11 protein-coding genes are annotated in these 15,694 nt (G+C 40.0%); all 11 read right to left on the reverse strand.

Annotated features, from left to right (window positions below; genetic code table 11):
• Positions 1-1,773 carry a DNA primase gene (gene dnaG / locus O3607_RS03055; RefSeq protein WP_371443302.1) on the reverse strand — a complete coding sequence of 591 codons (1,773 nt, stop codon included), beginning with the start codon at positions 1,771-1,773 and terminating at the stop codon, positions 1-3.
• Between the two features lie 251 nt (positions 1,774-2,024).
• Complete coding sequence (gene rny / locus O3607_RS03060; RefSeq protein ID WP_105094511.1) at positions 2,025-3,569, reverse strand: ribonuclease Y; 1,545 nt, start codon at positions 3,567-3,569, stop codon at positions 2,025-2,027.
• 196 nt (positions 3,570-3,765) lie between these two features.
• A complete protein-coding gene (locus tag O3607_RS03065; RefSeq protein ID WP_371443303.1) occupies positions 3,766-4,209 on the reverse strand; it encodes a regulatory protein RecX in 444 nt (147 codons plus the stop codon).
• A 2-nt stretch (positions 4,210-4,211) separates the two neighbouring features.
• Complete coding sequence (gene recA, locus O3607_RS03070) at positions 4,212-5,252, reverse strand: recombinase RecA (protein ID WP_105094512.1); 1,041 nt, start codon at positions 5,250-5,252, stop codon at positions 4,212-4,214.
• 4 nt (positions 5,253-5,256) lie between these two features.
• Positions 5,257-6,504: a competence/damage-inducible protein A gene (locus O3607_RS03075; protein ID WP_371443304.1), complete on the reverse strand. Its 1,248-nt coding sequence runs from the start codon at positions 6,502-6,504 to the stop codon at positions 5,257-5,259.
• A gap of 37 nt (positions 6,505-6,541) precedes the next feature.
• The gene (rimO, locus tag O3607_RS03080; protein ID WP_371443305.1) at positions 6,542-7,888 is read right to left on the reverse strand and encodes a 30S ribosomal protein S12 methylthiotransferase RimO; all 1,347 of its coding nucleotides are present in this window, start codon (positions 7,886-7,888) and stop codon (positions 6,542-6,544) included.
• Between the two features lie 66 nt (positions 7,889-7,954).
• Positions 7,955-8,992 carry an ABC transporter substrate-binding protein gene (locus O3607_RS03085; RefSeq protein ID WP_005386080.1) on the reverse strand — a complete coding sequence of 346 codons (1,038 nt, stop codon included), beginning with the start codon at positions 8,990-8,992 and terminating at the stop codon, positions 7,955-7,957.
• Positions 8,993-9,053: 61 nt separating this feature from the next.
• The gene (locus O3607_RS03090; RefSeq protein ID WP_371443306.1) at positions 9,054-11,009 is read right to left on the reverse strand and encodes a YgiQ family radical SAM protein; all 1,956 of its coding nucleotides are present in this window, start codon (positions 11,007-11,009) and stop codon (positions 9,054-9,056) included.
• Positions 11,010-11,048: 39 nt separating this feature from the next.
• On the reverse strand, positions 11,049-11,501 hold the full coding sequence (locus tag O3607_RS03095; protein WP_005386075.1) for a helix-turn-helix transcriptional regulator: 453 nt from the start codon (positions 11,499-11,501) through the stop codon (positions 11,049-11,051).
• A gap of 48 nt (positions 11,502-11,549) precedes the next feature.
• Positions 11,550-14,294 carry a DNA translocase FtsK 4TM domain-containing protein gene (locus O3607_RS03100; protein ID WP_371443307.1) on the reverse strand — a complete coding sequence of 915 codons (2,745 nt, stop codon included), beginning with the start codon at positions 14,292-14,294 and terminating at the stop codon, positions 11,550-11,552.
• Positions 14,295-14,376: 82 nt separating this feature from the next.
• A complete protein-coding gene (locus O3607_RS03105) occupies positions 14,377-15,678 on the reverse strand; it encodes a replication-associated recombination protein A (protein WP_129823166.1) in 1,302 nt (433 codons plus the stop codon).
• Positions 15,679-15,694: the final 16 nt, after the last annotated feature.

Here is a 15,694-nt window from a genome sequence, read left to right on the forward strand (position 1 = left end):
TTACTTAGACCATTCTCTAATTAAGTTCTGTATTTCCTGACACTTATGTAATTCGCTAATAAATGTCGAATCTCCTGCCCGTTTTAATTGATCCGCCATAATTGAATGCGCTTTATACTGTTCACGCAATGAATGAAGCCTTATCTTGCGGATTAATCCAGGCACTTGTACCTTATATTCATCGTCACTCATAACAACCAATCTAGAGTAAATATCATAGTCCGATGAGGATAAAATAGATTGAATGGCAGTATCATCTAGACGACCTTCTTGTTTAAATAAGGTGAATATCTTTTCTATTATACCTCGATATTCAATTTTTTCAAAGTCTTCTAATGGCAAATAGCTCATCATATGTTGTAACACTTCACCATCTGTAAAGGCTAAGGACAATAATTTTTCTGCATCACCTTTAGGTAAATCCTGTGTTGGCAACGGTGCAGACGCAGTATCAACCAATTCAATTTGTCCTTTTTTTACATAGTCTCTGAAATATCTAAAAATACTACTATTATCAAGCCATAGTGGTAATGCCAATGTCTTTAGAGCATCATCCCGTTGTGTTTGACTATCTATATTAGCAATATATGGGAATACATCAGCCATAACAGCTTGCTTCCCTTCCGTATTATTTGTGTCATGTTTAATTAAGGACTCACTTAATAAATAATCAAGAGGCTTAACCGCTTTAGCTACTAAATCTTTAAATGCTTGTCCTCCATGATTACGTACATAATCATCTGGATCCTTACCATCTGGCATAGCCAGAACACGCACCTTAAAGTCCGTATTTTGTAATAGTTCTATAGCCCTAGCTGCTGCTTGACGACCTGCGCCATCCATATCATAAGCCAGCACAATTTCATCAGCCTGCCTCATTAAGATATGACCATGATCTCGTGTATAAGCCGTCCCCAGGGATGCTACTACATTAGTAACACCATGGTTATGAGCAGATATAACGTCCATATATCCTTCCACAAGGATAGCCTGTCGCTCTTGACGAATAGATTTATAAGCCTTATCAAAGGCAAATAATAATTTTCCCTTTTCAAAGATGGCTGATTCTGGTGAGTTTAAATATTTTGGCGTGCTGTCATCCATAACACGACCACCAAAGGCAACTACACGACCTTTACCATCCATAATAGGGAACATAATTCGGTTTCTAAAGAAATCGTAAAACTGTCCCTTTTGGTTTTTACGAACCAGATTCAACTCCAAGAGAATAGAATCATCGATACCACGTTCGTGAAAGGCGCGATACAACTTATCCCATCCATCTGGAGCAAAGCCTAATTTGAATTTTTCAATCGTATCTTTTGTAAGGCCCCGTTTTTTTAAGTAATCAAGGCCCACCTTACCAATCGATGTTTGAGTAAGGCAGTTATGGAAAAATGTAGCCGCTAATTCTGAAGCTTCATATAGTTTTTTTCGTCGTTCATCTCGAGCTCGTTGTTCTGGTGAAAGTTTTGCCTCCGGCAAGGGAATATTAGCACGATTAGCAAGCCGCTCTAGAACCTCTACAAAGCTTAAATGCTCTAGTTCCATGAGGAATTTAATGACATTCCCCGATGCATGACAGCCAAAACAATAATAAAAGCCCTTTTCAGGGGCAACACTAAAGGACGGCGTCTTTTCATTATGAAATGGACAACAACCCCAATAGTTCTTGCCCCGTTTCTTTAAAGCTATATGCTCGGATATTACAGATACAATATCATTTGCATCTTTGATTTGTTCAATCAATTCATGTTCAAAATATCTGCTCATAGCCAACGCCTCCTTCCCTTATATATATTAATTCGATATATAAATAAAAAATCCTCTATTTGTAAAGTAATTTAATCAATTATCGAATCAATAGGTTTAATAACCGATACGAATCATAGGAATCATCATCTATTAAAGATTAATACATAAGGATTCCTATACTCCGTATCTTTAAATTATATGCAAATGAAATTTGATAATAATAGGCTGCAATGAAATCATTGCAGCCTATACTTATCGCTTATAGCATATTATTTTGCGTAATCCACAACACGAGTTTCACGAATAATTACGACCTTAATTTGGCCTGGATATTCGAGTTCAGACTCGATGCGTTTTACGATATTCCGAACAAGTAATGTAGACTCAGCTTCATCAATCTTATCCGGTTTTACTACAACGCGAATCTCACGACCTGCTTGAATAGCAAAGCATTTTTCAACGCCTTCGAAGGATTCAGCGATTTCTTCCAATTTAGATAAACGTTTTAAGTAGTTTTCTAATGTTTCTCGACGTGCTCCTGGACGAGCCGCAGAGATAGCATCAGCAGCTGCTACTAATACAGCTTCTACAGATTGGAACTCTTCATCACCATGATGAGCGCCAATGCAGTTAATTACTGCTGCGCTTTCACGATATTTACGAGCCACATCAACACCGATTTGAACATGAGAACCTTCAAGTTCACGGTCTAATGCTTTACCAATATCATGGATCAAACCACCTCGTTTAGCCAATGTTACATCACAGCCTAGTTCAGCTGCCATCAAACCTGCTAAATGAGATACTTCAATAGAATGTTTCAAAACGTTTTGACCGTAACTAGTACGATATTTCAAACGACCTAAAATCTTAACAATTTCAGGATGTAAGCCATGAACATCAGCTTCAAATGTTGCTTGTTCACCAGCTTCTTTAATAGTTTGGTCAACCTCTTTACGAGCTTTACCAACCATTTCTTCAATACGAGCTGGATGGATACGACCATCTACAATCAATTTTTCTAAAGCAATACGAGCCACTTCACGACGAATTGGGTCGAAGCCAGAAAGAATAACTGCTTCTGGTGTGTCATCGATAATCAAGTCAATACCTGTTAATGTTTCGAGTGCGCGAATATTACGGCCCTCACGACCAATAATGCGGCCTTTCATTTCATCATTAGGCAATGCCACTACGGATACGGTAGTCTCCGCCACATGGTCAGCTGCGCAACGTTGGATTGCAGAGGAGATAATTTCTTTTGCTTTTTTCTCCGCATCATCCTTAGCTTGCTGCTCCATTTCCTTAACCATAATTGCCGTTTCATGACGAATCTCTTGTTCTACATTTGTTAACAAGATATTCTTAGCTTCTTCAAATGTCATGCCAGAAATACGTTCTAACTCTGCCATTTGTTTTTCATACAAAGCTTCAATTTTTTCACGGCTTTGGGCTAAGTCAGCTTCTTTGCGATGTAAAGCTTCCTCTTTGTGTTCAATATTGTCTAATTTTTTATCCAAAGATTCTTCTTTTTGAAGAATACGACGTTCCATACGTTGAAGTTCAGAACGGCGATCTTTATTTTCTCGTTCTACATCAGAACGGAGCTTATGAATTTCTTCTTTCGCTTCTAATAAAGCTTCTTTCTTTTTAGACTCAGCTGTGCGCTCACCATTTGCGATGATACGTGCAGCCTCTTGTTCAGCTTGATTCAGTTTTCCTTCAGCAATATTTTTTCTAAAAAAATAGCCTGCCCCTAGTCCAATCAGTACCATTACCACTGCAATTAGACAATACTCTAAAATATGTCCCACATCTTCTAAAATCTGTCTCACCTCCTCTTAAATTCTCAAAATCGAGCTTTCATGCTCCTTTTTATGCCCTTCATGCATTAAATTATCATTTAGCCATATCATCATATAAATAAATAAGGCTATTATTAATTTTAGACTTGAAAGCCCTTTCTGTCAAGATTTTACAAGCCTGGTAAGGCCTCAGAAAAAGTACTATCTATTCATAAAAATCATTGCACACAACTTGGATAGTACTCGTTGAAAACCCTCTATATTTGAGAAAATTAAAGACTTTTACACGAGGAGTGCAATCCTCATTGAGAATGGAACCAAATTTTTTCTCCACCACACGATAAGCGGCTTTCACTTCATCATAATCAGAGATTTCCGGAGACACAGTAAGACCTCTAAGTTTCATCTTTTGCTTAATCATGTAGGCGCCGTATTTTTGTTCTTTCATCAAATAGTCTAATACTTGTTCAGACAGGCGCTCATCATTGATATAATCATAGTCTCTAAGGCGTTCGAGGACCCGCTCAATGATTGGGTCCTCGATTTGTTTACGTCTCATTTTTTGTGTCAGTTCATAGGAACTTAGAAATCGTTGAGCTAGGAAGCGATACGCTTGATCCATAGCAGCTTGCATCGTTTCTTCACTCATGATTATACTTCTTCAGTTACTTCTTCACCGATTACATCGATTTCTTCAGTGCCAACCGCTAATGTATCGCGAATAATACGATCAATCTCATCTGCGATTTGTGGATTGTCGAGCAAGTATTGTTTAGCCGCCTCTTTACCTTGACCCATACGTTCCCCATTGTAGGAATACCATGCACCAGATTTATTGATGATTTCCATATTTGTACCGATATCGATAAGAGTACCTGCTTTAGAAATACCTTCACCATACATCAAGTCAAATTCTGCTGTTTTGAATGGAGGTGCTACTTTGTTTTTAACTACTTTAACTTTAGTACGAGCACCAACGTTTTCGTTGTTAGCTTTAATAAGTTCACCCTTACGAACATCAAGGCGTACAGAAGAATAGAATTTCAATGCACGACCACCTGTTGTAGTTTCAGGGTTCCCAAACATGACGCCTACTTTTTCACGCAATTGGTTGATAAAGATAACAACAGTTTTAGACTTGCTGATGATACCAGTCAGTTTACGCAATGCTTTACTCATCAAACGAGCTTGTAAACCTACGTGAGCATCGCCCATTTCGCCTTCGATTTCAGCTTTAGGCACTAAAGCTGCAACGGAGTCAACTACTACGATATCTACAGCGCCACTGCGAACAAGAGCTTCTGTAATTTCAAGAGCTTGCTCACCATTGTCTGGTTGAGAAATCAATAAGTTATTAATATCTACGCCCAAGTTACGAGCATATACTGGATCCATCGCATGCTCCGCATCAATAAATGCCGCAATGCCACCTTGTTTTTGTGCTTCTGCTACAGCATGAAGTGCTACTGTTGTTTTACCAGAAGATTCTGGGCCGTAGATTTCAATAACACGGCCACGAGGGAAACCACCTACACCAACAGCGATATCGATAGCAAGAGAACCGGAGGAGATAACCTCTACGTTCATGCGATCAGCCGCTTCACCAAGACGCATAATAGCGCCTTTACCAAAGTCTTTTTCAATTTGTTTTAACGCGTTATCCAACGCTGCTTGTCTGCCATCTACAGCCATTATTTTATTTCCCCTTTTCTGTTATATAAGTATACACATAATATAGTGCTAGCTCTGCTGCACTTTGTCGAATATCTTCGCGATTACCAATTAAATTAGCCTTGTGAGCTACTGTCCCATGAGGTCCAGTTACACCGAACCACACAAGACCAACCGGCTTCTCAGGGCTACCACCGCCGGGACCAGCTATGCCAGTCGTAGAAACGGCATATGTTGTTTGACCCACAGTTCGTGCCCCCTCTGCCATAGCCTTAGCAACTTGCTCACTTACGGCACCATACGTATCGAGCATGTTTTGAGGTACACCTAGTACACGATGTTTGATGTCGTTGCTATACGAAATAACGCCACCCATGTAGTATTCACTACTACCGCTGACATTAGTCAATAACTTACCAACTAATCCAGAAGTACAGGATTCAGCAGTACTAATAGTGCTATGCTCTTCAAGTAACACATGACCAAGTGTTGCCTCCATAGAAACAGTCAAGTCACGTCCTACACGAGAGCCTAATCGTTCTCGAATGATAGCATCCCAAGGGTTGAGAACCTCATGGGCAGCCTCTAAGGTGTCAGCCTTAGCAGTAATACGAACCTCTATGTACCCCTTTTTAATGAGTAACGCAATGGTTGGATTCGATTGGTTCTTAATGAGATCCATTAAGGTATTTTCTAAATCAATTTCGCGAATATCGTATACCCCATAGCGATAGGAGGTAACAACACCTTGCGAACCAAATCGATTCATTAAATAAGGCACCACACTATCGTGGAACATACCCTTCATCTCACCAGGAGGTCCTGGCAAAAGTATGTATGTAGTGTCTCCATCTTCCACTACAACACCAGGAGCCACGCCTACAGGATTTTTAAGAACCTTTGCGTCTTCAGGCAACTCAGCTTCTCGACGACTTGCATCCGGCACGGTACGTTTTACACGGTCAAAGAATTTTTTAACCTCATCCATAGCCTCTTGATTAAATACAATAGGTCGTCCAATAGAATCGGCTAATACATTTCGTGTAATATCTCCTTGCGTTGGTCCTAATCCGCCAGTACTAATAACGATGTCCGCTCTAGTGCTAGCTAATTGAAAGACCTCTGCCATGCGCTTAGGATTATCCCCCACTACAGATTGATGAGCAATAGTATAGCCTAATTTATTTAATTCTTGTGCTAGCCAAGATACATTTGTATTCACTGTATCGCCTAGCAATAATTCTGAACCTGTAGAAATAAGTTCTACAATCATCAGATCACCTCCACAATCGAAAGAATCGAGCTGTGTTTTATTCTACAACCGTAGCTACTACATCGTACGCAAAGCCTTGCTCTACCTGTACTTTAAGAATATCACCAGGTTGAACCTCTTCACCGCAGTCCTCAATGTACATATTACCGTCTACATCAGGTGCTTGAGATTTTAAGCGTCCTTTAGCTAGTAATGTACCATTCTCGCCGTCCTCGATTTCTTCCACCATTGCATAGTCAATAGTACCTTCTAAATCGCGATTATTCTCTTCAGAGATAGCAGCTTGGATGGACATAAGAATATGATAACGTTCTTCTTTAACCTCTTCTAGCACTTGATCTTCACGGGCACCAGCTGGTGTACCTTCCTCTTGAGAGTAGGTAAACACGCCCATATTATCGAATTTGATTTCTTTTACAAAGTCGCAAAGTTCTTCAAATTGTTCATCTGTTTCACCAGGGAACCCAACGATGATAGATGTGCGCAATGTAATATGGGTCGGTGCATTTCTAATCTTCTTTAGCAAACGTTCAATATCATTACGATCATCACGACGATTCATTTGTTTTAAAATATCGTTATTCACATGTTGCAATGGAATATCTACATATTTACAAAGTTTTGGCTCATTAACGATAATATCTAACAATTCATCGGAGAAGAAAGTTGGATATAAGTATAACATGCGAATCCATTCGATACCTTCTACGGCAGTTAATTCCTTAAGCAATGTAGTCAACAATGGTTTACCATCATTTAGATCAATACCATAACTAGTTGTATCTTGAGCGATAAGAACGACCTCTTTAACACCGGATGCAGCCAATCGTTCTACTTCAGCCTTAATAGACTCGATAGTACGACTGCGGAACGCACCACGCACCTTTGGAATAATACAGAAGGTACAACCATTATTACAGCCTTCAGCAATTTTTACATATGCACTGTACCGAGGCGTTGTTTGAATACGCGGCATACGCTCATCATAAATATTTGTAATATTTTCCATGATACAACTGCGATTGCCATGCTCAATAGCATCAACAGCTACCATAATCTGGTCCCATGCACCTGTACCGATTAAAGCATCAATTTCAGGAATTTCTTGGAATAATTCATCTTGATATTGTTGGCTTAAGCAACCTGCTACAATAAGTCCTTTACATTTACCATCCTCTTTATATTGAGCCACCTCAAGAATAGTATTAATAGACTCGGCTTTTGCTTTCTCAATAAAGGTACAGGTATTTACAACGATAAGATCTGCTTCGCTTAGGTCCTCTGTAATCGTATAGCCATTATCTTTTAATAAGCCTAACATTACCTCTGTATCTACTAAGTTTTTAGCACAACCTAGGCTAACATACCCTAATTTCTTACCCATTCTATATCCTTTCATAACTAGTTTATTTCTCAATTTACTTCCTGTAATAGGATCTATATAACTGAGTTACTCCTTGCGGAAGCGCACTTGGCTAACCCAGTGATTTAACAATAACTTTTTGCCATCTATAGTGTAACCACCATTAACAGGCCATAAAATTAGCTCATGTCCCAATGAGTCTTTTGGCTCATCCATTTCTGGGTTTGTAAATATATAGGTGAAGTTATTTTCAACCATATACTTTGCAGTCTTTGTAGACAACAACCAATTAATAAATTCGACACTATCTGCTTTATGTTTTGAGTTTTTTAATACGGCCGCCCCAGTTACATAATAAGAGGTCCCATCTGTTGGATAAATGACCTTAATTGGATATCCATGACGCGTATATTGGGCCGCATCAGATAAATTACCAATGCCGATATTAGACTCTCCAAGCGCTGTTAAACGAACTGGGGTAGACAAGAACTTAGCATGTTGTATTACATGAGGTTTTAAGCTATATAAATAGTTTAACGCCTCAGGCTCCCCTCTATATTCCACCATGTTATATAACAAGTTCGCCGCATTTTGGGATGCTACAAAATCGGTCATTACAATGGTCCAATCTCCTTGTTTTGCCAAGGTATCCCATGTAGTAATATATTTACCAACCCCATTGTAGAAGGTATCATTTTGAACAAATACGATAGGATCATACCAAAGACCTACCCAATATCCATTAGGATCCTTTAAATTGTCACGAACTTCGTCGATTCTCTCATTAACAATAGGTGCATATTTTCCAGTATTGGCACCTACAACGAGGTTATCCTCAGAGGTAAGTACAATATCACCAGATGTATCAGCTACATTAGAGGCCGAACGTTGTGCCATTTGCTCCTCTGTAAGAGGCATAACTGTAACCTTTACATTCTTCTCCTCTTCATAACGATCGGCAAGCAATGTAGTTATATTATTTGGTAAGTCTGTATAAACTGTAATCTCACCACGAACAGGCTCTTTTGCATGTTCTAATTGTTCTTGATGGTAAAAGTTTACGCCATAGGTTAACATTCCTACCACAAAAAGGGCTAAAATGCCCGGAGCAATCCATCGTTTCATATATGCCTCCTATAAGACATAAAGTATCCCCAAATGAGATTAGTAAAACTCATCTCTATAATTAACGACCACCACGGCTTTTATTAGATGGGCGACTTTTGGTCATGCCATTACGAGAGGGTCTACCCTTACTACTTTTCTCACTAGACTGACGTCCGTTGCGACGATCATTATTCTTCCCACTATTACGAGAACCACTAGATTGACTAGGACGATTAGTCCGACCAATTGGGCGTGGTGGAATCAAACATTCAGGTCCAAACCCTATCAAGTCACGTCGATTAGCTTCAATGAGTGCCTCTTTTACAAGGTTGTAATTTTCAATATTTTTATATTGCATTAAGGCCCGCTGCTTAGCTTTATCTCTACCTTTTTTGGCAACATATACAGGTTTTCCATCCAGTGGGTTAATGCCCGTATAGTACATACATGTCGATAAGCTCCCCGGCGTAGGAATAAAGTCTTGCACTTGTTCTGGATACATATGTTGATCACGTAAGAACTCGGCTAATTCAATAGCATCTTCCAAGGCACAACCTGGATGAGAGCTCATAAAATATGGTACTAAATATTGCTTCTTACCAAGCTTTTTATTGGCCTCCTCAAACCAAGATTTGAAGGTGAGGAACTCTTCCTTACCAGCTTTGCCCATCATATTGGTAACGCGTTTAGAAACATGTTCTGGCGCTACTTTTAATTGTCCACTTACATGAAATTCACAAAGCTCGCGGACAAAATCTTTATTGTTATCCGCTAGAACATAGTCATAACGCAAGCCAGAACGAACAAATACCTTTTTTACGCCTTTTAGCTTACGTAATTTACGGAGTAAAGCAATATAGTCATCATGGTTTGTATTTAGATTTTCACAAGGCTCTGGAGCCGCACAAGTACGACCTTTACAAGCACCATATACAGCTTGTTTGTCACAAGCTAAATGACGGAAGTTCGCCGTAGGGCCCCCAACATCATGAATATATCCTTTAAAGTTATCCATATTAATCATAGTTTGAGCTTCATCAAGTAAAGACTCATGACTACGATTTTGGATGATACGACCTTGATGATTTGTTATTGCACAGAATGAACAGCTACCAAAGCATCCCCGTTGACTAACAAGGCTAAATTGTACTTCGCTTAACGCTGGTACACCACCTTTATCATCGTATTTAGGATGCCACTTGCGAGTATATGGCAAGTTATATACACCATCCATTTCCTCCTGTGTCAAAGGCAAAGCAGGCGTATTTTGAATAAGATATCTGTCCCCATGCTTTTGGACCACCATACGACCATAAAATGGGTCTTGTTCATCATATTGAATACGGAATGCATCAGCAAAGGCCATCTTATCGGCTTTAATTTCCTCAAAAGACGGGCATTCAACATAGTCTATAGTAGGAATTTCCTTTGCCATGTAACAAATACCGCGAATAGATGGCAAGGACTCTTTAAAGCGACCTTGATCTAGAGCATCTGCTAATTCCACAATTTGAAGTTCACCCATACCATAAACAAGTACATCGGCCTTAGAATCAACTAAGATAGAGCGACGTACCGTATCTGACCAATAATCATAATGACCAAATCGGCGTAAGGATGCCTCTATACCACCGATAATAAGAGGCACATCACTATATGCCTCTTTCATACGGTTCGCATATACCAAGGTAGCCCGATCTGGACGATGTCCAGATTCACCACCGGGAGAATAATCGTCTTGACGGCGAATCTTCTTTGCGGCCGTAAATTTATTGAGCATTGAGTCTAGATTCCCTGCTGTAACAAGGGACGCTAGACGCGGTTTACCTAGTTTTTTGAAAGCCTCTACATCATTCCAATCTGGTTGATCTATAATGCCTACACGAAAGCCTTTGGACTCTAGGTACCTGCCGATAACTGCAGGTGCAAAGGAAGGATGATCCACATAGGCGTCCCCACTAATGAGGACAAAATCTAATTCGGCCCAACCTCGTTCCTTCATATCCGAAGGTTCTGTTACTAAAAATCTATCCATTGATTGTGTAAATGCCTTTCTATCATTCCTAATCAACTATTAGAAAAGGAATAACCACAGTAAAAATAATGCCATACAGAATAAAATAATGCCTAAAATAATACGTTCCTGAACGATAGAACGTTGGCGTTTTCGTTGACGCGTTTCTAAGGACATACGCTTTTTAGAGGTTTGGTATTCAACGAATTCACTTTGCACCAAATTTGGCGCAGCTTGTGCCTTCTGGCGCGTCACAGAACGCAAAGAAAACGTATCTATATCACCTACTTGACTTTGGTAGGCTTTTACCAAGCGATCCCCATCAAGATCTAAATAATTACCGTAATTACGAATAAAGCCTTTTACGTAGACCTGACCAGGAATGATGTCATACTTACCATCTTCGATAGCTTCCAAATAGGTTGTTTTAATGTGCAGTACTTGCTCCACATCTTTAAAGGTTAAATTACGTCTTACTCGTTCACGTCGTAATTCTTCGCCTAATTCAGCCATTTTCGTTCCTCTCTTAATCTACATAATACTCATATCGTAATCATTTAATTATTGCTCATCATTGGAGTCTGAAAAATATCGCGCCTTAGCTTGTTCAGGGCTCATCAAAATTTCTCGAGCCTTACTACCCATACTAGGACCAACAATTTTAAGATCTTCCATCGTATCAACAAGGCGAGCCGCACGAGTATACCCAATGCGGAATCGACGCTGTAACATAGACACAGAAGCTTGACCAGATTCCATAACGAGATTAACAGCACGTTCTAATAATTCATCGCGGTAGATATCATTTTCTTCTGATGATTCTTTTTCGGTTTCCTTTTCAGCCTCTTGTGTAACAGTATTGTCATATTCTGGTTCACGTTGAGCTTTTACAAATTCTACAAGATGTTCTACCTCATCATCAGAAATAAACGCACCTTGTACACGAATTGGTTTATTAGCACCAATTGGAGCAAATAACATATCCCCTTTACCAAGCAATTTCTCAGCACCCGCCATATCGAGAATAGTACGGGAGTCAATTTGAGAACCTACTGCAAAGGAAATACGGCTCGGTACATTGGCCTTAATAGAGCCTGTAATAACGTTGACAGAAGGACGTTGCGTAGCAAGTACCATGTGAATACCTGCAGCACGCGCCATTTGTGCTAATCGACTAATAGATTCTTCAATATCATCAGGAGCAGTCATCATAAGGTCAGCTAACTCATCGATAATTAATACAATCAAAGGCATAGCCGCCTTAGGGTGCGCTTCGTTATAGCTCTTAATATCGCGTTTGCCAGATGCTGCAAAAGCTTTATAACGAGCCTCCATCTCACGAACAGCCCAACGCAATACAGCAGCTGCTTTTTTCATATCTGTTACAACTGGCGCCATCAAATGAGGAATGCCATTGTAGATAGACAATTCAACCATCTTAGGGTCGATCAATAAAAGCTTAACCTCTTCTGGTTTACGACTAAATAGAATACTTGAAATCAAAGTATTTACACATACAGATTTACCAGAACCAGTAGTACCTGCTACAAGCAAGTGAGGCATCTTCGCAAGGTCAGTAATAACAGGCTTACCTGCAATATCCTTGCCAAGACCTACCGGAATACCCCCACGAGCGTCCTTGAAGTCACTACAATCAAGAACATCACGCAAATGAACGGCCTCTGTCGTCTTATTAGGAACCTCGATACCGATGGCGGATTTACCAGGGATTGGAGCCTCCATCCGAATATGTTGAGCCGCTAAGTTTAAGGCAATATCATCAGTTAAGTTGACGATACGGCTAACCTTTACACCAGGTGCAGGTTCAATTTCGTAGCGTGTAACAGTTGGACCTTGTGTAGCATTAACGACCTTAGCAGTAATACCAAAGTTACTCAATACATTTTCAAGCATCATTGCATTTTGCGCTACTTCTTCACCATTGCTTTGACTCCCCTTCCCTTTCGCCAAAATATCAAGGCTTGGGAAATGATAAGGTCTATCATAGGTACGATGAATTTGACCATCCTTAGATACTGCTACTTGTGCTGTATCTTCTGTAGTACTAATAGTAGATGGTACTTGTAAACTCATACCAGACATACCAGCACCAGCACTTACAGAACTTGCAGCGGCACCTGTTCCAGGTACAGCAGAAGCTATGGCAGCGTGATTAGTTTCCAATGGACCAATCGTTGTATTTTGATATGTAAACTCTGGTTGTTCCTCATGATTATTCTCTACTGATTCAGATTCATCTGTATATCCTTCGTCTGGAGTATATGTATAATCCTCATCTGGAGTATATACATAGTCATCACCTGTAGATCTACTAGCATCAGAGAATTGATCAAAATCATCTGCATCATAAGACTTCGCATCACCAGCATCTTCAGAAATATTCGCCAATTGTTCTGCTGCACGGTTGCGCGCTTCTATTTCAGCTAATTCTTTCCAAGATGTAGGAGCCTTTGGAGATTCTACAGTCGTTACTGTATCCACCATAGGTTCATTATCTACAACCGCACTCGTTTCAAAGTTATCTCGATCGGTAGTGATACCTCGTTTTTCAAGTGTATCTAACGCTTGATCTGCAGCATCAGCAAAGCGTGTGTCCTTTTCCCTGTTATACGCTTTCCGTTGTTCTGCAGCTTCTTTGCGTTGTTCATTCCAATCTTCAAAGACCTCTTTAGCTACAGCGACCTTCTCAGCAGCCACTTCTTTAGCTACATCTAAACCTACTTGTGTTTTATCTGCTGCCTTTTGCAAGCCACTTCGCAAAGATAAACGAGTGATTAGAATACCAAAGGCTAATAATAAGAACACATCTAAAATGATAGCCCCTAGCTCACCTAATAGAGTACGAAGGAATGTAGCGATAGCTCCACCTACTACACCACCTTGATCAGCCAATTGTGTTGTGATTAGTTCCTGCCCCTCAGGAACGCGCCACAATGGAACAAGGGCTAGCAAGAATAAGAAGAACAAAGTCATTACAACGCCCCGTTTAGTAACGGAAATAAATGTTCCTTTATACAATAATCGCCAGCCAATCCAGAACACACCAAGGCAAGGAATAATACCGCCTAGGCCAAAACCATAACGGAATATACCTGTTAAAATCTGTCCTACAAGACCGAGTTCAAACCCAAAGAATCCGAGCAAGGAAATAACTGCAAAGGCAATTACAATTAAGCCTTTAACTTCGCTGCGCAAGGAAAACCCTTGAGACTTAGTTTGCTGTTTTGTACTTGTTCGCTTTCGTCGTGTATTGCGTTTTTTGGTGGAAGTTTTTTCTTCTGCCATAAATCTATACAAACCCCTTACTTATATAACACTACTGTAAATTAACTTATCATTATATTATAGCATATATCGAAGTATTTAGTTAGCTTTTACGCCGTTTCTCCCAGTCACAAAGTAACTGTTCTTCCTTGCCTCTTTTAATACCATTGTAGTACGAAGCATCCATAAGAGGTGTTGGTAAATATTGCTGTTTTACATAGCCATTTGGATAGTTGTGGGCATACTTATAGGTGTTCCCATGACCTAGCTTGCTAGCCCCACTATAATGACTATCCTTTAAATGATCTGGCACCTGTCCACAATCCTTGTGGCGCACATCGGCAATTGCTGCATCGATAGCCAAATAAGCAGAATTACTTTTCGGTGCTAATGCTACATAACAAGCCGCTTCAGACAATATGATACGAGCCTCCGGAAATCCTACCATATGAGCCGCTTGAGCCGCTGCATTAGCTAGAATTAAAGCTTGCGGATCTGCAAGGCCTACATCCTCAGCTGCACATATTACGATACGACGAGCAATAAAATTAGGATCCTCCCCCGCTTCAATCATACGTGCCAAATAATGCACCGTCGCTTGTACATCAGAGCCACGCATACTTTTAATAAAAGCAGAGATTGTATCGTAGTGGCTGTCACCTTTTTTATCATATGTGTAAATTCGACGTCCCACAACTTTTTCAAGAACCTCTATGGTTATAGTCCCTTCATCCGGTACCATAGCTGCAGCCTGTTCTAAAATATTCAAAGCCATACGACCGTCGCCATTAACGAAAATTCCTACATCCTCTAGCACTTCATCGGTTACTTGTAAACGGCGTTTACCAAGACCTACTTCTTCATCTGTAATAGCACGACGCAAAATTTGACCAATCGCCTTTGGTGTTAAAGCCTCCAATGTTATGAGTCGCAAACGGGATAAAAGCGGTCTATTAACCTCAAAAAACGGATTTTCTGTGGTGGCACCAATGAGGATAATCGTACCATCTTCTACACAAGGTAATAACACATCTTGTTGGCTTTTATTGAAACGGTGGATTTCATCGAGGAATAATATAGTTCTTTGTTGTAATGACCGTACGCGCTTACGAGCATCCTCTATGATGTTACGCAACTCACCTATACCAGCATTGGTAGCATTTAAATTTACAAAATGACTATTACTTACCTTAGCAATGATACCTGCTAGTGTAGTTTTCCCCGTTCCACAAGGCCCATAAAAAAGCATAGATGGTATGGTATCCTTCTCTACCATAGCACGTAAGAAGGTCCCCTTCCCTACGGCCTTCTCTTGACCGTATAAATGATCCAACTTGGTAGGACGCATACGCACAGGAAGTGGCTCATATGCATTTGTAGGCTCTAAATCAAACAAACTATCCATTCTATCACCTCAATTC

This window comes from Veillonella sp. 20925_1_51 (assembly GCF_041431445.1).
GTDB lineage: Bacteria > Bacillota > Negativicutes > Veillonellales > Veillonellaceae > Veillonella > Veillonella nakazawae.